The sequence below is a fragment of the Pandoraea pulmonicola genome (assembly GCF_000815105.2).
Lineage (GTDB): Bacteria > Pseudomonadota > Gammaproteobacteria > Burkholderiales > Burkholderiaceae > Pandoraea > Pandoraea pulmonicola.
The window spans coordinates 4,148,748-4,169,822 of sequence record NZ_CP010310.2; the positions used below are offsets into that span (position 1 = coordinate 4,148,748).

Consider the following 21,075-nt stretch of genomic DNA (forward strand, 5'->3'; position numbering starts at 1 on the left):
TCAGACCGCCGCGGGCGAGCCGGACGGCGTCACAGGGCTTCCCTGCGGCGGCGTCTGCCCGCCGGGCTCGGTCGACAGGAAGGCGGCGACGTATTCTTCGAGCATTGCCACATCGGGCAGCGAGGCCGGGTTGATGTGATGATTGACGAGGCAGCCGTCGAAGGTCAGCACCACCATGTCGACCAGACGCGCGCGCCGCACGCCGTCGCGGGCCAGACTGGGCGCGCTGGCGGCGAGCATGCCCGACAGGCGTTCCCGGAACCACTGCAGCAGCGACGGATCGTACGGATCGCCCGCGCTCACCGTTGCCAGCGCCTGTACGAGGTTGTGCGAGAAGCCGTTGTCGAGCTGCGGCATATCGACGAGCAGCCCGCGCAACAACGTCCGCATGCGGGCATGCGAGCCGTGCGCGGCCATGACGTCCGCTTCCAGATTTGCGATGCGCGCCTTGAACCATTGTTCGTAGACGCAAAAGAAGACTTGCAGCTTGGCAGTGAAATAGCTGTAGATGTTCGCGTGCGAAATACCCGCTCGCTTGGCGATCTGCACCATCGTGGTGTCGACATAACCCTTTTCGAGAAACAGGGCATGCGATGCTTCGAGGATGGCCAGACGAATGTCTTCTTTCTTGACTTGTGGCATAGGTAAGCCTGCGCGGATAGGCCGAGCACCTCAATCGTATTGTCTTAACGTCCACTGAAGTCGATACCGAACGTCAGCGCGCACAGTATGCCAGCGCAAACGCAGCTTGCGGCGAAAACTAAGCGCAAACACTCCCCCGGACTTTCCCGGTATTTCAACGCATACAACGCGGATTGCGATGACAGACATCGCGTAATACGCCGAGTTACCGCGCATTACGTGCACACCGCTCAGCGCTCGGGCCACGCATTTCGCTCAAATCGAATACTTCAAAATTGAACAATTCCGATGTCATATTTCCGCGTCGATATGCGCTGCATCGGACTCTTCATATACGAAGAAATAGGCGTGGACGCGTATCGCCGTAAGACGCCGCCTACGCGACACGCCGACTCGCAGTGCGCACGCATCGTTCGCGGGAGCTTGCGAGTCGGCTCGCGTCAGGCGCACGGCGCCAACGTCTCTTCCGATATCGCGTCGGCGCATTCCTACATAGTTCGGAGTCCATCATATATGGCAAGCAGTTCGGTACGACGTGCGAACAGAAGCCTCCAAACGCCATTACAAACGCTTACAACATCGACCGATCCAATTTACGCAACGCGCGTCCAATGAGTGTCAATCCATGATGACGACGGGCGGGATCAACACCGCTCTCGCAAGGAGGTCAGGATGCGAAACATGTCGAAGCACAACATCATGCGACGTCGGTCGATGCAGAACCTCGCGAAAGCCGCATCGGCTGCAGGGCTCGTAACCGTGTTCGTAACGCTGGCCGGCTGCGCCTACCAGGGGCCGCCGCAGCCGCGCTTGCCCTATCGCGGCGAAGAGAACACGAACCCCGCCTATCAATCGAAGTGCGGCCCGCCGCCCTATCCCGCCGGCTCGCCGTGCAGCCCCTACGCCGCGCCGCCGGCGCCGCCCGCGACCGACGCCTACGGGCGCCCCTATCCACCGACCGATGGCTATGGCCGCCCGTATCCGTCCGATGCGCAGGGCCGTCCCTATCCACCGCCCCCGCCGCCGCCCGCCTATCAGGAAAGCTATCCGGCCAACGGTGCAGGTGCGCCGGCACCGGGTTCCGAAACGGCACACTGACTTCACCGAGCGGCAGGCGACGCACCGTGGCATCGCTTGCGAAGAACCAGGGCGTCACGCCCTTTTGAAGGAGTCCCACGTCATGAAAACCACACAACGATGGATCTCGCGAATCTCGCGCAGTGCTGCGCCCGTGCTCGTTGGCGCCGCGTTGATCGGCACGCTGGCCGGCTGCGGCGGCATGACACCCCGCGAATCGCGCAATACCGCAGTCGGCGCGGGCGTCGGCGCCCTCGGGGGCGCGCTCATCTCCGGCGGCGACCTCGGAACCACCGTCGGTGGCGCCGTGGTCGGCGGTGTGATCGGTAATGTAATCACCGACGACCGCCGTCGCCGCTGATCGCCATCGGGCGTGACATGCGCACGCCCGTCGTTCTCTTGCGGCATGGGCGCATACCCGGACCAGTTACCGGGCACGTTGCGCGTCGCGTGCCGCCATCAAGGCTTTGCAATCAGGAGAAGCGCGACATGACATCCTCAGACACACTCCGCCAACCGTCGCTCCGAACGCTTCGGTCCCGCCGCTTCGGGCGCATGGCGCTCGCCGCCGCCACGCTCTGTGCGAGCGCCGTCGCGCTGTCGATCGCCGCCCTGCCCGGGTATGCGCAAACGAATGCGCCGATCAATGGCGTGGTGCCTTCCACGCCCACACCGTCCGCGCCTGCGCAGGGGCAGGATTATGGCGACGCCGCCGATCAGAACGCCGCCCTCGGCCTGTACCTGCAGCGCTCGTTCGACGCCATCGACACGAATCACGACGGCAGGATCGATCGCAACGAATGGGCGGCGTATCAACGCAGCCAGTTGCAGGCCCGCCGGGCCGCCTTCGAGCGCTACTTCAAGGCAGCCGACAAGGATGGCGACGGCTACCTGAGCCGCGACGAAACCGCTGCCGCGGAACCGTTCCTCTATCAGCACTTCGACGAGATCGACGTGAACCGCGACGGCAAGCTCTCGCCTGCCGAGATCCGCGCCTTCTTCCGTCGCTACCACCATGAGCGTGCGCGCGCCGATGCGGCGACGACGAAACCCTGAACGTCCACCGGCGTGCAAACGCGCAAACGAAGACGCTTCGGCGGTAGGTGAACTGCCACCAGAAAGTCAGACGGTCAGGTTTGCTCAACGAGCGGCTACTGATCCGCTGTCAAAAGCGGATGCCGTGGAACTCCCGCGGATTTCTTGCCTATCGTCTTTCGGTGCTTCGGACCATCCGCCGCCAAGCGCGAGGAACAAGTCGATCTGCCGGTTGAGCAATTGCGTGCGCGACGCGGCAAGCGCGGATTCCGCATTCGCCAGCGCCGCTTCGGCAGACAGCACGTCGATGAAGCCGACCTTGCCGAAATGGAACAGGCGGTTGGCTTGTTCGCTGGCGCGAGCGGCATCGTCTCGCGCTTTGGCAAGGCTCCGTTCGCGCTCGATTTCCCGCGAATAGGCGGACAGCGCGGTTTCGGTCTGCTTCAATGCCTGCACGACCGCGCCGTCGAAAGCCGCGAAGGCGGCGTCGGCCCCGGCGCCGGCGGCATCTATCCGTGCCCTGGCTGTCGTGCGATTGGGCCAATGCCACGACAGCAACGGCCCCAGCGTCGCACCGAAGCTGTCACCGGCAAAGAGATTCCTGAACGAATCGGCAAAGCCCGCCGAGGCGCCAATGCTGACTTGCGGATAAAGCTGTGCAGTTTCCACGCCGATCATGGCGGTGGCAGCGGCCAGACGGCGTTCCGCTTCGCGAATGTCCGGTCGTCGCCGGATCAACTGCCAGCCGTCGCCGACCGGAATCGGCTGCTTCAGGCTCGGCGGCTGCGTGCAATTCTCCAACGCCTTCGGATAATCGGCGGGCAGCTTGCCCATCAACGCGGCCAGCTCGAACAAGGCCGTCTGGCGTTCGGCAATCAGATGGGGAATGGCAGCCTCGCTATCGTTGGCGGCGGCACTGGATCGGCTGACATCGAACTCCGTACCCTTTCCGCCCGCACTCAGCTTCCGGGTGGCGTCGAGCGTTTGGCGCTGCACGTCGAGCACGTGCCGGGTTGCCGCCAACGTCCGGTTCGCCGAGCACACGCCGACGTAGGCGCGAGTGACGGCAGCCGCCACGACCACGCGCACCTGATCGCGTGCCGCCGCGACGGCTTCGGCATTCGCATTGGCCGCTTCGATGCCGCGACGAATGCCGCCGGCCAAATCCAGCGGATACGACAGGTTGATACCGAGCGCGTAAGTTTGCGGCGTGGTGGACGTCGACAGCGTGTAGCCGCCAACGTGAGCGAAGGTTGCCAATGCCTGTGCATCCGCCTGGATCATGCGTCCGTCCTGCGCTTCGCGCACGGCGGCGGAGGCTTGCCGAAGATGGGCGTCGGCCACTCGCAAATCGGTGTTCGCCTGCAGTGCTTCGGCAACATAGGCATTCAATCGCGCATCGTCGTAAAGCGCCCACCACCGATCCGGCAGGCTGGTGTTGACATACGCGGCATCATCGCCCGCCACGAAGGCGCGCTTGGCTTCCGGCGACAGGGCAATGGCGTTTTCCGGGACGCGGTAATTCGGCCCGGAAACGCAACCGGCCAGCGCCAGCGCAAAAGCGAGCGCGCCGATGGATAGGGCTTTCCTGCTCATTTGCAGGCTCCAGCGGCGTCGGGAACGAGGGTGATGGTCGCCGTGCGACCGGCGATCAGGCGCGTCCCCGGCTGCGCCTTGTCTATGCGGATGCGTACCGGGATGCGTTGTGCCAGCCGCACCCACGAGAACGTGGGCTGTACCGCCGGCAGCAGATTGTGACTGTTCGAGCGTTGGTCGTCGGCGATGCCGGCGGCGATGCTCTCCACATGGCCCTGCACATCCTTGCCGTCACCCATCAGGCGGATGATGGCGGTATCGCCTTCCTTGATGCAGTTGAGCTTGGTTTCCTCGAAATATCCTTCGATCCGCAGCGTATCGGTATCGACCAACGCCATCGCCTGCGTTCCCGGCGAGAGGAAGTCGCCCGGATGTAGATCGAGATTGGTGACGATGCCGTCCGTCGTGGCGCGCACTTCGGTGCGCTGCACGTTGAGCAACGCGACACGATGCTCGGCTTTTGCCTGCGCCAGTGTTGCCAGGGCCGTATCGACTTTCGCCGCATCCTGTTCGCGGACTTCGGCGGCGACCAGATTGCCGAGGGCAATGTCGCGCTTCAATTCGCGCCGCGCGAGGTTGAGCATGGCTTGTGCGCTCTGAACGGCGGCATCCGCCTTTTCCAGTGCTGCCGCGAGGCGTGGCCGATCCAGTACCAGCAAAAGCTGCCCGGCCTTCACCTGCTCGTTGTCGCGCACCAGCACTTGCGTGACCAAACCGCCCAGATCGGGCGACACCCGCACGACATCGGCTCGAACGTGGCCATCGCGCGTCCACGGCTTTTTCTCGTAGCGATTCCAGATCGACAATGCCACGACGACAGCGACGGCGAGCAGGAGGAGCGTCACCGCCCAGCGGCCAAGGGTTTGGAGCAGGTGCTTCATTTCAGTTCTCGAACAGGTGCGCGAGCTGGATTAACAGACCGAACAGAATCACAAAAAGAGAAAGGCCCACGACTGGCCGCCATGCAAACAAGCGATGGAGCCCGAAACTCGCCAGGCATCTGGATGCCAGCATTGCCAACACCAGCGCGACCAGCGACGTCGCCAGCAGAGACGGCACGAAAACACCGCCGATGGAAATTTCACCGACCATCGCGTCACGCTCCAAGGCCATTCACACGTGACACCAGATCACGATGCAGATTGGAAAGCAGGACGAGTATTCGCTCGCCTTCGGGGGCGCCGCCTGCAACCGCTGTTGCGCGCGCGCGATCAAGGCGTTCAAGCAGGTGTTCGATGGAGGCGCGAGCATCGGCCGCGGTACGGGTGCGGAAATACACGGTCAGCGCATCGAGAAATTCGACAAGGCAAGTGCGAGCGTTTTGATCGGTCAGCGTTGGTTCGAGCAAGCGAAGCTCGCTGGCGACATTGCCCACGCGCAGGTCGGAGAAGGCAGATTTCAGAATGCGCGCCGCCTGTTCGTGCCCGTTCAGCTTCGGGACGAGCAGACCGATGCGATCCAGCATCCGACTCGTCCATCGCGTGGCATCGGTGACGCGACCCGCCACACGGCGCACGACGTCCCGCCGCATCGCCTGGAACAGCCGGTTGCGGCTGTGGTTCGGGTTGAGGGTCTGGAACAACATCATGCTGACCATCGCCATCCCGGTTCCGACAAACAGTGCCACGCTGCCGTTGATGGCACTGGAAAAATTCGAGGCATTGGTCGCGCCAAGACCGGCGACGATCGGAAAGGTCAGCACCACACCCAATGCCGCCATGATGAAAGGCGGCCTCGCCAGGAATGAGCCAGCCACCAGCAGTGTGGGTGCCAGAACCGCCGCCATGCCGGTGAAGTCGGCCGTGCGCGGGAAAATCACGAAACCGTAAACCAGACCGATGGCGACGCCGATGCAAGAGCCGATCAGGTAGCGCATGACATTGCCGGCGGGGGCCTCGGCAGTGCCGAACAGTAAGCAAGCGGTGCCGATGATGGAAACGGCAGTTGCGCCGTCCGGCCACGCCGTGACAATCCAGAATCCGCAACCCAGCAGGATGCCGATGGTCGCGCCGACGGCGCTGCGCGCAGCCAGCCAGTGGTCGCGATGCAGGACATGGCCGTTCGCGTTGGTGGCCAGTCGCTCCGGCACATGGCGCATCCACTGCGGATCGGCCGTCGTCAACTGCTGTTCCAGCAGGCGGCAATCGCGATGTGCGATCTCCAGTTCGGCCAGGTCGGCGGCGAGGCTCTTGAGCAGCAGACTGCGCCAGTCAACCTTCCCGCCAGCCTCGTCCGGGACATCGCGCAGGTTCGCCGGCACACCTTCCGCCGACGCGTGCAACTCGGCCTGCGCATCGTCGATGGCGCTCGACAGCGTGAGCACCGTCAGCAGGCGGTCGTGCAGCGCCCGCAGGATCTGGACTTGGGCGACGCCGTGAGCGGTGTCGAAGGGCAAGTGGATGGAAAGATAGTGCAGTTCCAGCAAATCCATCGCGGCACGTGCGCGATCCTTGACCAGCACGGCGTCGCGCGCGCCGGCAAGCATGTCGCGCGTCCATCGCTCCGTATCGGCCAGAATCGCGGCAACGCGCGCCTGCACACGACGCGATACGCTGCGCGGCAGGATCAGGCTGTGAACCAGCGTGGCCGCCAGAATGCCAATCGAAATCTCCTGGACCCGCGTGCTCGCCACCGTGAAGATTTCGCCGGGTGCCGCGACGCTCGGGAAGCCAATCAGGCTGGTGGTGTATCCCGCCAACAGGAAGGCGTAGGAACGCGGCGTCCGATCGAGCACGCCGAGATACAGGCAGAAGCCCATCCACAACGCCAGCGCGGCGCTCAATATCCAAGGTTCGTTGGCGAACGTCGGCACCAGCAGCACGGTCGCCACCGCGCCGCCGACCGTGCCCAGGAACCGGAACAGGCCGCGGCTTACCGTCGCGCCGGCAAGTGGCTGCGAAACAAGGTAGACCGTTCCCAGCACCCAGAACGGGCGGGGCAGGCCGATCCGCAGCGACACGTACAGGCCGAGCATCGCGGCAGCGAAGCATTTGAGCGAGAACAGCGCCGCTTCCAGATCGGGCTTGAGCGCAGGACTTCCCGCCAGTGCGTACTGTCGCCGCTGCCGGAAGCGACGCCACCACGGATGTTTCCGTGTTCCTGCGCTGAAGGCTATGGTGCTGGTGAAATCAGGTCTTTGCATGCGATCACTGTATGGATCGCGCGGCCTATTGGATTTCGCTACAATGCCAACTTATCGCTAAATCTGGTCAATTTGCGAATGACTCGCGTTTTCCTGCCCGGTTTTGACCTCGACCCGGATGAAACGGATCGACCTGCCGTCGCGCGACGCTTGCAGGTCGAGGACTACAACGCCGAAATCCCAGTGCATCACCACCGCAAGGGGCAGTTGATTCTGGCACTGCATGGGGCCGTCACCTGCTCGGTGGCCGGTGCCCTCTGGATCGTTCCGCCGCAATGTGGCGTGTGGATTCCGGGCGACATGCCGCACAGCAACCGGGCCACGGCCAATGCGCGCCTGTGCTACCTGTTTGTCGAGCCGGACATCGTGGCTCTGCCGCAACAATGCTGCACGCTCTCCATCACGCCCATGGTGCGGGAGATGATTCTGCACCTGGCCGACGCCCCGCTCGATTACGAGCGAGGCGGACATACCGACCAGCTTGCGCGCGTCTTGTTGGACGAATTGGTATTGCTGCCGATGGAGCGGCTCCATCTGCCCATCAGCGATCATCCGAAAATTCGAACGATGGCGGATGTGTTGTCGGCCAATCCGGGGGATCGCAGCACCATTGCGCAATGGGCCAATCGTTTGGCATTGAGCGAGCGCACGCTGACGCGCCTGATCGTCAAGGAGACGGGGCTTTCCTTCGGGAGATGGAGGCAGCAACTTCACTTGCTTGTTGCCGTGCGGGAACTGGCGAGTGGCTCGTCAGTGCAACGGGTGTCCGAAAATCTCGGCTACGAATCGGTCACGGCATTCATCACCATGTTCAAGAAAGCACTCGGACTTCCACCGACCCGCTACTTCGCGGCACTCACGCAGAGCCAATCCCCAGGCGTCTACAGCCAGGAATGAATCATTGCCGTCGCAGGAAAGACCAGACATGGGACAGTCTTCGTTCCTGCGAAGCCCGGGACGGCGCGCGCTGTTACCCTCGCGCCGCCCGGACGGGCATTACACGTGGAAGAACTCGGCGATGATCGCGGCACCCAGGAACGTACCGGCGTTCGCCAGGAACGACACCACCACGATGCGCCAGCCCAGACGGCGGAAAGCCGGCACGTCCTTGGCGACCGACAGACCGGCGTAGGTCAGCATCGGCGTGACCAGGGCCAGGAAGTTGATCTTGCCCGTGAACTGCTCGACGACCGACGCGAACGGGAAGGCCGGCGAGGTCAGGAACATGGCGACGAGCGACACCCAGCACACGGCCGGCACCTTGCGACGCGTGATGAAGTACAGCGCTTCGCCGACGATCACGGCGCCGAGGATAATGAGCATGCCCGGCACGCCGTCGAGGAACGGCGTCTTGAAGGCCATGCTGTTGCCGATGAGCGCCAGCGTGCCCGAGAAGACCCAGGCGAACAGGCGAGCGCCGAAGTTCATCTCGACGGTGTGCGCCTTGCTGGCTTGCTTGAGTTCCTTCGCGGCGTCGGCATCGGCCACGGCGGCGGCTTCGGCGTTGGCGCGGCCGCGGCGGCTCATGCGACCGAGCACCGGCTCCATCACGCGGTAGCCCCACACGGCGAGCGGCAGCGAGATGAACAGCGTGAAGTACGTGCCGATGGTCGTCGTGATCAGGTTCGAAGCGGCGGCGAACGTGGCGACTTCCTTGGCGACTTCGGGCGTCTGCTGCGCGGCGATGGCGCCGGCGGCGGCGGCCATCATCGAGCCCGAGCCCACACCGGCGCCCATGGCGAGCGAATGCGGGTGGAACAGGTTCAGGCTGGCCACGAAACCGGCGAACAGCGAGATGAACACGGCGCCGAAGATGGTGCCCGTCAGATACTCGGCGAGCACGCCACGACCTTCGGGCGAATCGAAGCCGTACTTCTCGCCGATGATGGCCAGGCTCGGCTCACGCCCGACCGAGAAGGTCGCGCCGATGGCTTCGCGCTTGATACCAAGCATCAGTGCGACCGGCAGGCCCAGAATGATCGTGCCCACGAAGTGGCCGAACTCCTGGAACACCAGCGCCCAGCCGGCGGCCACGAGCTTGGGCAGCGAGCCGCCCACGAGCAGGCCCAGCTTGGCCACGAAGAGCAGCAGCGCCGGCTGCAGAATCGCCGCCGCCTTGTGCTGCATCGGCAGATCGATCTGCGCGAAGCGCGGCAAACGCGCCTGCGAGAGACCCAGCGCCGCGCCGAGCAGCAGGGCCCAGACCATCGGCAGCAGGACGATCTTGCCGTGACCGGCGGTAATGCTGATCGCACCGATGAGTTCCGCGATCACGAGAATCACGATCGCCCAAACATACAGGCGCACGCCATCGCTGAAGGCGCCTCCTTGCGGCTTTGCCGCGTTTTGTTCAATGACTGCCATCTGGGTCTCCACTGCACTTGCTATTGAACCGGTCCGGTGCCGTCCGGTTGCCCGGCGGTTTCGCGAACATTTCGGTGGTTAAGGAAATTCGGCGCGCCGCCCGTCCGGTCGAAACCGGCGAACTTTCCTCGCCCGACGGCAGACCGCCCGCCAGGTTGACACGCCTCGGTGACAGCAACAGCGCCCCGCGCCGAACCGCCCGAAGGGCGGCATTATACGCGGTCAAAATTGCCGTTCCGGCCAGCGATCCCGCCAACTGAAACGGCATGTGCCAAGCGGAGTCTCGCGACCGGCGCCGGGCACACTTCACTGCACTTGCGATTCGTTACGGATGACTGCACGCATGATGACAGTGCATTCCCGCCTCGCAGACTTCGACTTCCCATCCGATGGGAAACCGAAGCCCGCGCTTGATGCCTCAATCAGACGTAGCCGAACGGCGTTGCCGGATTGGCGGCGGTCTCGACCCACACGCTCTTGGTCTGCGTGTATTCGTAGAGCGCCTCGACGCCGCTGGAACGACCGTAGCCGCTGTGGTTGTAGCCGCCGAACGGCGAGGCCACGTTGATCGTCTTGTAGCCGTTGATCCAGAACGTCCCCGCGTTGACCTGTGCAGCCACGCGATGCGCGCGGGCCACGTCCTGCGTCCACACGGCGCCGGCCAGACCGAATTCGCTGTCGTTGGCGATCGCCAGCGCTTCTTCCTCGGTGTCGAACGGAATCGCCACCACGACCGGCCCGAAGATCTCCGTGCGCGCCACGCCCATCGCGTTGGTCGCATCGGCCAGCACGGTCGGACGCACGAAGAAGCCGCCGTCGCTGCGCTGTTGCGAGCCGGCAGCCAGACGCGCGCCGCCTTCGACGCCGGCGTCGATCATGTTCATCACGTGCTGATACTGCGTGCGGTTGCAGATCGGGCCGACCTCGGTGGCGTCGTCGAGCGGCTCGCCCACGCGAATCTTCTCGGCGCCGCGCGCGAGCATCTCGACCATCTGATCGTACACGCCACGCTGCACGAGCAGGCGCGAGCCCGCCACGCAGCTCTGGCCCGCGCTCGAGAAGATAGCAGCCTGGGCGCCCAGGCACGCGCGTTTGAGGTCGGCGTCGTCGAACACGATGTTGGCCGACTTGCCACCCAGTTCCAGCACGCTCGGCAGCAGGCGCTGCGCGGCGGCCGTGGCGATCTTGCTGCCGGTGGCCGGCGAGCCCACGAACACCACCTTCTTGATGACCGGATGCGAAATCGCGGCCTGACCGGTCGTGTGACCGAAGCCAGCCAGCACGTTGATGAGACCGCGCGGCACACCGGCCTGTTCGGCCAGCGCGGCGACCGCGAGCGAGCTCGCCGGGGTGAGCTCGCTCGGCTTGAGCAGCACGCCGTTGCCCATGGCGATGGCCGGCGCCAGTTGCCAGCCGCAAGTGAAGACCGGCGCGTTCCACGGCGTGATCTGCAACACCACGCCCATCGCTTCGCGGCGCGTGTAATTCAGGTGCGTGCTCGGCACGGGGATCACGTCGCCGAAGAACTTGTCGGTCCAGCCTGCGTAGTACTCGAACATTTCCGCGACCTTGCCGACTTCGCCGCGGCAATCGCGAATCGGCTTGCCGGCGCCGATCGACTCCAGTTGGGCCAGTGCTTCGGCGTTCTCGCGGATCTTGCCGCCGACGGCCTGCATGACACGCCCCCGAGCCGCATGCGTGAGCGCCCACCAGGCCTTCTGCGCGGCCTGAGCGGCGTCGGCCGCCTGCGCGACGACGGCGGCACCGGCATCGCGATAGGTCAGCACGGTTTGCCCAGTGGCCGGATTGACGATGTCGATGGTGGTCTCGCCCGTGCCTTCGACCAGTTCACCGTTCACATACGAACCGATGGTGGTGGCGTTGGGGAAGAACTTTGCGAATGCGCCGAGCAATGCGGCGGCTTGTTGGTCTGCCATGAAAACACTCCATGCGATGCGCCGCGGCGGCGCATCGTGTCGTCAAACAAAAAATGAAACTCGTGTGCGTGGCGCTTGCGCGTCGGGCTCAGGCGCGGCCCGGCTCGATGAACTGCACGATGCGGTTGAAATCCTCGTCGTCGCCCACCGTGGCCGCGCTGGCGGCCCACAGACGGCCGACTTCCGCCGACAGCGGCCCCGTGGCGAGCGCGCCGGTCTGCTCGGCCAGCGCCATGGCCAGGCGCACGTCCTTGCGCATGAGCTTCATCGTGAAGCCGGAGTCGAACGCGTCGTTGAGAATCCACGTCGGGTAATTGGTCTGCGTCACGCCGCTGCGGCCCGAGCCGGCGTTCAGGCCTTCGAGCACCTGCTCGGGCGCCACGCCCGCCGCCTTGGCGAGACGCATCGCTTCGCCCGCCACCAGCAGGTGTGCCGCGCACATCAGATTGTTGATCAGCTTGGTCACGTGGCCGGCACCGACGTCGCCGATGTGCACACGCTTGGCCGACATCGCGGCGAGCACCGGTTCGATGCGGGCGATATCCTCCGCCGCGCCGCCCAGCACCATGGTCAGTGCGCCGTTCAGTGCGCCCTTCGGACCGCCGGAGACCGGTGCATCGACGAGCGCAATGCCCTTCTCGCGCAGCGTGACGGCGAGCTTGCGGGTGCTCTCGGGATCGGCCGTCGACGTGTCGACGACGATCAGGCCTTCGCGGCCGTTCTCGGCAATGCCGTCAGCGCCGTTCACCACGGCCTCGACCACTTGCGAGGTCGGCAGCGACAGCACGAGCGCGTCGGCTTCGCGAGCGAGCTCGGCAACCGAGTTGCGCAGGCCGACGCCCGCTTCGGCAAGCGCGGCCCCGGCAGCCGGCGACGGATCGAAACCGAGCACCGTGAAACCGCCGCGCTGCAACGACAGCGCCATGCCGCGTCCCATATTGCCCAGTCCGACCACTCCGATGATTTTCATGTTGACTCCAGATTGATGCGAGGATGACGCCGCCACCACGGGCTGCGCCGCGTTGCTACCCCCGCCGGTCCGGCCGGCAGGCGGTTGGAAACTTCAGGAACTCAATCCGGGTGATTGACGAACTCCAGCACCACGTTGCCGGCGAATTCCGGTTCGACGACCAGCCCATGTTCGTTGTAGCCATAGGGCACGCCATTCTCGCGCCACAGCGTCTCGATGTGCGCCAGATCGGGCGCCAGCAGCGTGATCGCCACCACGTGCGTGCGCGCGTCCTGCGCCATGGGCAACCCCACGGCGGCATAGCGCGCCTCGGCACGCTGCTGCGAGAGCGCGAACAGGTGGCCGCAGCCGGTGTCGGCGAGCGCACCGCCGTCATAGACATCGACATGGCGCGCGCCGTACATGCGCTGCCAGCGCGTCGCGAGTTCGCGCAGCGCCGCGGCATCGGGCACGACGTACGTCACCCCGACGATGCCGACCGTGCCGTTCGGATGCGCTTGCCACTCGGGCACCCAGATCAATTCGGGCCGATGCTGCTGACAGATGAAATTGGAGGCGTCGCCGAGCGACGCGTCGAGGAACAGCCCCAGCGATACCACGGCTTCGTCGGGCGTGCCGTCCGGCTTGCGCATGGCGCGGCGAAAGTCGAGGACGCCTTGCGTCGGCAGACCCGCCTGCGTGAGACGCGCATGATCGGCGCGTGCGTCCTTGCTGTGCAGCGCCACCAGCGATACGCCCTCCTCGCGGGCGAGGAAGCTGCCGAGGTAGCGTCCGAGACAGAAATCGCCGACGGCATGAGTGCCGAATTTGCGGGCGTCGTCCACGCCGATGAGCTCGATGAAGTTCTCGCCGAACATCATCAGCGACGTGACCGTACCCCACGGGTGATACGACACCGGCGACGGAGCAAAGCCCATGCGAACGTAATGCGAGAGCCGCCGGGGATGATCGTGCACCGTGACCAATGGATGATCGATGCCGAAACGCGTATTGCGCGGAGGAATCATCGTGTGTCTCCCAACGGGGAAGCGTCGCCTGTCGAGCGCCACCGTCAGGCACCGGGATCGACGCCGGGCCAGCGGCCTGCTCCGGCGCTGCCGGGTGCGGTCTGAAGCGTTGCGCCATCTCGGCGAACATCGCGCGACATGGCGGGAAACTGGCGCGGAATCGAGCCACCGTCACCGGGCCTCGCCTGGGTTCGTTGCCCAGCGATGGGGCCGATCCGCATGCATCGCAGTGTGAATTGAAAAAAAACGACGCTCAATGACAACGCTTGAAGATTTTTGTTCTAATTATTAGTCTTTAGGCTATGACACCTTCCATTACCGAAAGCCGCCTGCCCTATCTTTTCGAGGCCGTCCAGTGCGGCACGGTGCGGGCCGCCGCGGATCGACTCGACATCGCCCCCTCGGCCGTCAGCCGTCAGATCGCACTGCTCGAGGCCGAGCTGGCGCTGCCGCTCATCGAGCGCCACAAGCGCGGCGTACATCTGACACAGGCCGGACGGCTGCTCATGGAGTACTACCGCGAGCAGCGCGCGCACCAGGAAGATCTGCTGGCCAAGTTGCAGGAAGTGCGCGGCCTGCGGCGCGGACACATCCGGCTCGCCGTGGGCGAAGGCTTCGTGAGCGACCTGATGGGCGCGCCGCTCCGGTACTTCTGCAAGCGATATCCCGACATCACCCTCACGCTCGATCTCGCGGGCACCAACGAGGTCATGCGGCTCGTGGCAGAAGACGATGCCGACATCGGACTCGTCTACAACCCGCCCGCCGAGCCGAAGATCGTCTCGCGCGCACAGATGCGCCAGCCCATGCACGCCATCCTCGCGCCCGGCACGGCGCTCGCCACCCGCCTGGGTGCGCTTGCCGAGACGGGGTCGCTCACGCTCGACGCGCTATACGACGTACCGCTTGCGCTCATGCACGGCGCGTACGGCACGCGTCAGTTGATGGCGCTTGTCGAGCAGTCCGAGAAACATCGGCTCATCGCATCGGTCGCGACCAACTCGATTGCGGTGCTCAAACACTACGTGCGCGCCGGCCTCGGCGCCACGTTTCTGCCGGCGTTTGCCGTGTCGCAGGAAATCGAGGCGGGCGTGTTGCTCGCACTGCCCATCGATCATCCGATCCTCAACGGCGCCGAGGCGCACCTGGTCACCCGTGCGGGGCGGCGCCTGTCGGGGGCGGCCAACCGGCTGCTCACGCATCTGGCGGGCAAAATGGAAGCGTTCGGCGGAGCGGACAGGAACGCCTGACGGGAGACCGACGGCTGGTTGTTGGCGCGCAACAATTGGGGGACTAAGCCTTTCCCCGATGTTGCACTACAGGGAATTCCTATATAACTGAAATCATCCGGGCACAGGCGCCCGTCCCGCCGAGCATGCGTACCGGCGTGATGGAAGACTCGCCTTTGCCGCAGACCCGGTCGCATGGCCGCGCACGCTCGCCTTTCCGAGGTACGTGGCCACCGCCGACCCAACGCCAGTGGACTGCCATGATGACGATCTCTGACAACCAGAGCGTGACGGCATCACTTGCAACCGGCTGCATCCGTCGATGTGGCGTTCGTTGCCCTGGCCCCCCTGCTTGCCGATTTCTCGTCTCTCGTAACGAAAATTCAGGTTTTTCCGACGACATCTCGCTTCGCCCCCTTTCGGGCGAAGCGCGACGACGACGGGCATAGCCACGCAAAACAAGCTGCGGGGCAAAACGCAACCTGGGGAGCAGACCATGAAAACGAAGCTCATTGCAGCGAGCCTGCTTTGTGGTATTGGCACGTTCGCGCACGCACAGTCGAGTGTTCAGCTGTATGGCCGCCTGGACGGTGGCTTTCAGTACATGAACAATATTCAGGACGGACACGGCGGGACCGTATCGCGCTGGAGCGCGCAAGGCGGCGACTACGGAACGAGCCTGTTCGGTCTGCGCGGTTACGAAGACCTCGGTCAGGGCCTGCATGCGGTATTCAATCTGGAGAGCGGTTTCCAGTTGATGAATGGCATCAACAACAACGGGTCGGGCTCGTTCTTCGATCGTCGGGCGCTGGTCGGCCTGAACTCGCGCACGTGGGGGCAGCTCACGCTCGGGCGCAACCTGTTCATCAGTAACGGGGTGTGGGACTTCGATCCGTTCCAGCAGCAGGCCTTCTCGTCGGCGTCGCTGGTGCGCGGACGCAACTGGCCGCAGGCGAGCAACACCGTCAACTATCAGAGTCCGAACTTCCATGGCTTCGATGTGGCGGGTCAGTACGCGTTTTCCAACATCGCAGGACAGCCGACGAGCGGTCGCGGGCTGGGCGCGCAACTGACCTACACGCACGATCGCTTCCAGTTGCGAGCGTTGTACGACGAAATTCGCGACGCCAACGGACGTTTCACCGACGTGTTCGCGTCGTCGCGCGAGTATTTCGCCGGGGCGAACGTGTTCCTGAACCGCTTCACGATATCGCTGGGTTATACGCACATGGCAGCGCCCGATGCACCCTCGCCGGACTTCGCCACGCGCGCCGACCACTACTGGGCGGGCGTGAAGTGGCAGGCCACGCAGGTGTGGGCGACGAATGCGGCGGTGTATCACGTGAACGTGCCAGGCGGGTTCGGCAACGCCACGATGTTCGAGTTGGGCACGACGTACAACCTCTCGAAGCGCACCTTCTTCTACGGCACCATCGCGTACGTGAAGAACAGTTCCAATCAGAGCTTCTCGGTGGCGGCGATTCCGAGCACCTCGCTCGACAATCCACCCGCGGGACGCGGCCAGACCGGGGCGTACGTCGGGATTTCGCATTCGTTCTGAGTTCGCTGCGCGTGAGACAGACGTGAAAAAACCCGCCGTGCCTTCACAGACACGACGGGTTTGATCGACACCGCGCTCGAGGGCTTGACCTGCCCCTCTCACGCGTTACCGGGACGCTTAGAAGCGATACTTCGCCGAGATGCTGCCGCCGACGGCGCGCTCGCCCTTGCGCACGCTCACGTTACCGCCCAGACGTACGTCGAGCGCCTTCTTCACTTCCACGTTCACGCCCAGATCGGCAGTGAAGATGTCCGCGCCCAGCTTGGCGCCCTTCACGTTGAACGAGCGCGGCGCGCCGTGGATCGTGTTGGTCAGGCTGCTCTGCTTGTCGCCGAACTCGTGCTCGTAGGCCAGACGCAGCGACGGGGCCACCTTCGTACCGCCGAGGTTCGCCACTTCGCGCCACAGACGCACGCCCAGCACGCCGCGCGTCGAGGTCTGCGACTGCGCACCGACCTTCAGACCGTCGTTGCCGCCGCCGTCGCGGTTCGTTTCGTCGAAGCCGTTCAGGCGCGTCGATGCCACGCGCACGCCCACCGACGGATCGATGTTCATGCCCGACACCTCGAAGCGCTTGCCCACTTCACCGAACGCACCGAAGGTCCGGCCGCTCGTCTTGCCCGACAGGCGCGCCGACACGTCGCCCGCGGCCACCGTGCGATCCGTCTTCACGCTGTGGTTCGTGTACGACACGCCGCCATTGACGAACCAGCTGGCGTCGTTCAGGTGCGAACCGTACAGACCCACGCTCACGCTGTTGATCTTCGACTCGCCCGGCTGCCCCTTCACCTTCGAGTTCTGGTTGCCCATACCGACGGACGCACCCACGATCGTGTTGTTGCCGACGCGCTTGTCGACACCGATCGCACCGTCCAGGCCGCGAACGTCGAACGACGGTCCGTTGCCGCGCTGCGACGTGTTGCCGCCGGCGAACGCCGCCCAACCGGCCACGCCGCTACCGTCGGCATTCGCGCCGTTGGCGGTCTTGTCGTCGAACATCGCGCCGCCGGCGATCATGCGCGTCTGCATGCCGCGCTGGAACGCCGTTGCCGAGCCCTGTGCCGCAAACGCGTTGTTCACCAGCGATTCGCCCGAAAGCAGGCGCGCGGAACGGCGTTGCTCGGCGGAACCGGCCTCCTGTTCCAGCATCTCGGTCAGTACGCTGCCGCCCACCTTGCCCTTGACGACATCGCCGTAGGTAACGCCATCGACCGAGGCCAGCACCGCGTACTCGTTGTCCGTGTACGCACCGTTCTTGGCGACGAAGCCGACGCGGCTGTCTTCGGTGATGGTCACCGCGCCGTCACCGGCGTTATCGGCGTTCACGCTGCCGAACTTCACTTCGTTGAAGTCGTTGACGGTGGCGCCGTCGTCCTTCGTCACGATCTGAATGTTCTGGCCGACGACGTCCTTGAGCTTCACCGACGAATCGCGATTGATCTGAAGATCGGTGTTGCTGAAGTCGCCGTCCTTGCCGATGTGGACGAGACCCGTCTTGATCTTTCCGTCCGCCTTCGTGGCCACGGTCTTGATCGACGCACCGGTACTCGACTGGTACGTCTGGACGCTCAGATTGTTCAGCCCCAGGTCGATTTCACCGGCGTTCTGGATCGAGTCCACGCCCGTCACGCTCGGCGCCGAAATTGCCAGTGCCGCCGACTGCGAGATGACGACCTCGCCCGTGCCGAGTGCGTTCTGATGAGCAGCGGTGAGCTTGCCTGCCTGGATGGCAACCGACTTGACGTCGCTCTGATCGCCCGTGAGGGTCAGGTTGCCCGCACCCACCTTGGTCAGGGTCGGCGTGGCGGGTGGCGTCGGCGAGTAGTAGGCGAAGACTGCCGGGTCATCGCTCGAACCTTCCGACGCCTGCGGCACGTCTGACTCCTCCTGCACGTTCGGGTCGGTCGGGTCGAGCGAGTCGTCCGTCCCAGTCGTATCGGGGGTACCGTCGGTCTCGGGCGGTGCGGCGGCCAGAATCCTGCCGCCGAAGACATCGTCCTGATTCAGCGAGCCGATCGTCAGCGCCGTGTTGCCGGCGATGACGTCGCCGTTGCCGGACAGCGAACCGATGCCGAGCTTGGTGCCGCTCTCGCCCGCGTCGAGACCCGAGACGTCCAGCGAACCGGAAGTGAGTCGGATCACGGCGTTGTCCGCAGTCGTGGTGCCGCTCATCGTGACGCTGCCTTCGTTCGCCAGTCGCAGCCCGGAGAGTTGCGAATTGACGATATTCAACTTGCCGTCTGCCGCATTTGCGACCGTGGCGGCGTCCGTCGTCACATTCGTAAGCGTTGCGGAGGCGGTGTTGGTGAGAGTCAGGTCACCGAGCTTGGCCTTACTGACGTTCAACGTGCCGCCGTTGGCGTTGACGACCTTCGCAGCGTCCGCCTTCACGTCCGAGAGCGTTGCGGACGCGGCGTTGGCGAGGTTCAGCGTGCCAAACTCCGCTTCATTGATCGTCAGCTTGCCGCCCTCTGCTTTGCCGGCATTGCCGACAGCTGCATCGACCGACATGAACGCCACGGTCGCGGTATTGTCGAGGTTCATCGTGCCAAACTTCGATTCGCCGATCGTCAGCGTACCGCCCGCCGCGTTAGCGACATCGGCGCCAGTTGCATTGACCTTCGTAAGCGTCGTGGTCGCGGCGTTGGCCAGAGACAGGTCGGTGACCTTTGTTTCGCTCACGTCAAGCTTGCCATTCTGGCCGCTGTTGACCAGTATGACCTCACCACCTTCTGCCTTCGTGATACTCGCGGTACCGCCGTCGTTCGTCAACGTCAGGCCTTGCAGGTCGATGTCCGTCGCCGTCAATGTGCCGTGGTTGGTGACGAGCGCCGTGCCCCCAAGCGACTTGGTGGTCACGTCTTCGCCTTCACCGTTCTTCTCTGTCACGCCCGAGATCGTCACGGTACCCTTGGCCTCGTTCTTCAACGTAGCGTTGTCGAGATTCGCCGCCTTGAATTCCACCTTGCCTTCGTTGACGATCGTGGCGCTGCCCGCGGAAGACTTTTGGAACACCAGTTTGCCGGCGTCACTCTTGGTAAGCGTGCGGGGAGTAGACTCGCGTGCCGCCGCATCAACCTCATCCTGCGTGACTTCGCTGCCGACCGCGATCTTGCTTTCCCCCGCGCTGGCACCTTCATTGAAGGTCAGCTCACCACCATTGGCGAGCTCGATCATCGCCTTTCCGGCGCTAGTGCCCTTGCCGAAAGTGATCTTTCCGGCCGCTTCCGTGCTCCCCGTCGCTTTGTGCGCCTTCAACGTCACATTCTCGGCGCTGGCGTCAATCCCCGTGCCTTCCGCCAGGAAATTCAGCTCGCCCTTCGCACCCACGTCGATCGCAATCTTGCCGCTGCCTTCGATCCCCGTTTTCATCTTCAGCACGCCATCGGCGACGTGAACTTTGTGATCGGCGTCTGCGAGGACGCGAAGGGTGTCGATGGAACGCGTTTTTACGCCGCTGCCATCAGCTGCCGCGCCGTGAATGGCGTCGGACTCGCTACCGGAGAAGCTGCCGAGTTCGAGCGTCGCAGTTTCGACGATCTTGGCGTGACCAGAGGCGCCAGCCGCAGCTTCGTCAGCAAAAGTCTTCAGGTTTATGTCGTTCCACGAAAGAACGGTACCGTTCTTGTCAGCAGAGGCAGCGTTGGCGTCGAGGATGAACGTACTTTTGAGCTTGTCCGAAGCGTCCTTGCTTTCCACACCTTCGAACACGGCGACCTTGCGGTTCAGCAGTGCCAACGCTTGCTCCGCCTTAGTGAGCGCATTCTTTGCATCTGCAATCGCGGTATTGACGGTTTCGTCCTTCACCAGCGTGTCCACGGCCCCCTTCTTTGAGTTGATTTCGGTATGAGCACTGATGTCTTCTATTTTTTCGACCAACTCCTCAAGCTTTGAGAGGTCAGAGGAATGAATTGTGATTGGATTTCCTTCATCGTCCCTCAGATCTTTTACACGCTTATGCTCCGCCTTGAGTTGGTTATCTTTCACCGCCTTAAGAGCATTAAATTGCTCTTCCGAATCGCCTTTCGCCAATGCATCTCGAATTTCCTTGGCAATTTCGGAGAAATTATTTGCATTGTCGCGCAGGGCTTCTTTAGCCGCTATCTCATCAGTTGCCTTCGCAATCGGACCGGTACCGTCCAACTTCAGCGCCTCAAGTCGCTCTCTTCTCTCCGTCTGCCACTGTTCCTCGCTGTCCGCCACTGCATACCCCGGCAGCGCAGCCATCGTCACCACGGCCGCTGCGGCCATGCAAATCTTCGTCTGACGCAGGGCGCTCGACTTCGGATAAACCTTTTGCATTCGATAATCCATAAGTTAATTCGTGAAAACGATGAGCTTTTTCCCATCGCACTCCAGACACGGCACTACGACCTGCGTCAAGGCTCACGAATTCTAAAAGGCGGACTATCGAATCAAACTCAAAATCACCTATTTTTGATACTTAACTCAAAGACTACGGAATATTTAAATTGCGAATTTTCACAATCAAATAACGCTTTAAACAATTGAAAT

16 protein-coding genes are annotated in these 21,075 nt (G+C 63.7%); 6 read left to right on the forward strand and 10 right to left on the reverse strand.

What is annotated here, in order from left to right; genetic code table 11:
- The gene (locus RO07_RS17625; protein ID WP_052266686.1) at positions 1–642 is read right to left on the reverse strand and encodes a TetR/AcrR family transcriptional regulator; all 642 of its coding nucleotides are present in this window, start codon (positions 640–642) and stop codon (positions 1–3) included.
- 681 nt (positions 643–1,323) lie between these two features.
- On the opposite strand from RO07_RS17625, the gene RO07_RS17630 reads away from it, so the two are divergent.
- The 3 genes from RO07_RS17630 (at position 1,324) to RO07_RS17640 (ending at position 2,775) form a co-directional block, all read left to right on the forward strand.
- A complete protein-coding gene (locus RO07_RS17630; protein ID WP_039404467.1) occupies positions 1,324–1,740 on the forward strand; it encodes a hypothetical protein in 417 nt (138 codons plus the stop codon).
- Positions 1,741–1,822: 82 nt separating this feature from the next.
- The gene (locus RO07_RS17635) at positions 1,823–2,080 is read left to right on the forward strand and encodes a glycine zipper 2TM domain-containing protein (RefSeq protein ID WP_039404469.1); all 258 of its coding nucleotides are present in this window, start codon (positions 1,823–1,825) and stop codon (positions 2,078–2,080) included.
- Positions 2,081–2,208: 128 nt separating this feature from the next.
- On the forward strand, positions 2,209–2,775 hold the full coding sequence (locus tag RO07_RS17640) for an EF-hand domain-containing protein (protein WP_160118103.1): 567 nt from the start codon (positions 2,209–2,211) through the stop codon (positions 2,773–2,775).
- Positions 2,776–2,859: 84 nt separating this feature from the next.
- On the opposite strand, the gene RO07_RS17645 is transcribed toward RO07_RS17640, so the two are convergent.
- Genes RO07_RS17645 through RO07_RS17660 form a run of 4 tightly spaced genes read right to left on the reverse strand, consistent with a single transcriptional unit; the run spans position 2,860 to position 7,324 of the window.
- Positions 2,860–4,350 (reverse strand): efflux transporter outer membrane subunit, encoded by a 1,491-nt coding sequence (locus RO07_RS17645; RefSeq protein ID WP_039404473.1) that lies wholly within the window; start codon positions 4,348–4,350, stop codon positions 2,860–2,862.
- Positions 4,347–5,231: an efflux RND transporter periplasmic adaptor subunit gene (locus RO07_RS17650; RefSeq protein WP_039404476.1), complete on the reverse strand. Its 885-nt coding sequence runs from the start codon at positions 5,229–5,231 to the stop codon at positions 4,347–4,349. The genes RO07_RS17645 and RO07_RS17650 overlap by 4 nt, the downstream gene beginning before the upstream one ends.
- Position 5,232: 1 nt before the next feature.
- Positions 5,233–5,442, reverse strand: a complete 210-nt coding sequence (locus RO07_RS17655; protein ID WP_039412693.1) for a DUF1656 domain-containing protein — start codon at positions 5,440–5,442, stop codon at positions 5,233–5,235.
- A 4-nt stretch (positions 5,443–5,446) separates the two neighbouring features.
- Positions 5,447–7,324 (reverse strand): FUSC family protein, encoded by a 1,878-nt coding sequence (locus RO07_RS17660; RefSeq protein ID WP_218026556.1) that lies wholly within the window; start codon positions 7,322–7,324, stop codon positions 5,447–5,449.
- 246 nt (positions 7,325–7,570) lie between these two features.
- Between RO07_RS17660 and RO07_RS17665 the strand changes: the two genes are divergently transcribed.
- Positions 7,571–8,389, forward strand: coding sequence for an AraC family transcriptional regulator (locus RO07_RS17665; RefSeq protein WP_052266687.1), 819 nt, complete (start codon positions 7,571–7,573; stop codon positions 8,387–8,389).
- A 99-nt stretch (positions 8,390–8,488) separates the two neighbouring features.
- On the opposite strand, the gene RO07_RS17670 is transcribed toward RO07_RS17665, so the two are convergent.
- From RO07_RS17670 to RO07_RS17685, 4 genes are all read right to left on the reverse strand, one after another.
- The gene (locus tag RO07_RS17670) at positions 8,489–9,856 is read right to left on the reverse strand and encodes a DUF3100 domain-containing protein (protein ID WP_052266688.1); all 1,368 of its coding nucleotides are present in this window, start codon (positions 9,854–9,856) and stop codon (positions 8,489–8,491) included.
- A gap of 422 nt (positions 9,857–10,278) precedes the next feature.
- A complete protein-coding gene (locus tag RO07_RS17675) occupies positions 10,279–11,793 on the reverse strand; it encodes an aldehyde dehydrogenase family protein (RefSeq protein ID WP_039404478.1) in 1,515 nt (504 codons plus the stop codon).
- Between the two features lie 88 nt (positions 11,794–11,881).
- Positions 11,882–12,763: an NAD(P)-dependent oxidoreductase gene (locus RO07_RS17680; RefSeq protein WP_039404481.1), complete on the reverse strand. Its 882-nt coding sequence runs from the start codon at positions 12,761–12,763 to the stop codon at positions 11,882–11,884.
- 101 nt (positions 12,764–12,864) lie between these two features.
- A complete protein-coding gene (locus RO07_RS17685) occupies positions 12,865–13,770 on the reverse strand; it encodes a VOC family protein (protein WP_039404484.1) in 906 nt (301 codons plus the stop codon).
- Between the two features lie 302 nt (positions 13,771–14,072).
- On the opposite strand from RO07_RS17685, the gene RO07_RS17690 reads away from it, so the two are divergent.
- Both RO07_RS17690 and RO07_RS17695 read left to right on the forward strand, forming a co-directional pair.
- Positions 14,073–15,020 carry a LysR substrate-binding domain-containing protein gene (locus tag RO07_RS17690; protein ID WP_039404487.1) on the forward strand — a complete coding sequence of 316 codons (948 nt, stop codon included), beginning with the start codon at positions 14,073–14,075 and terminating at the stop codon, positions 15,018–15,020.
- 475 nt (positions 15,021–15,495) lie between these two features.
- On the forward strand, positions 15,496–16,560 hold the full coding sequence (locus RO07_RS17695) for a porin (protein WP_039404488.1): 1,065 nt from the start codon (positions 15,496–15,498) through the stop codon (positions 16,558–16,560).
- 117 nt (positions 16,561–16,677) lie between these two features.
- On the opposite strand, the gene RO07_RS17700 is transcribed toward RO07_RS17695, so the two are convergent.
- Positions 16,678–20,379 carry an autotransporter family protein gene (locus RO07_RS17700; RefSeq protein WP_039404490.1) on the reverse strand — a complete coding sequence of 1,234 codons (3,702 nt, stop codon included), beginning with the start codon at positions 20,377–20,379 and terminating at the stop codon, positions 16,678–16,680.
- Positions 20,380–21,075: the final 696 nt, after the last annotated feature.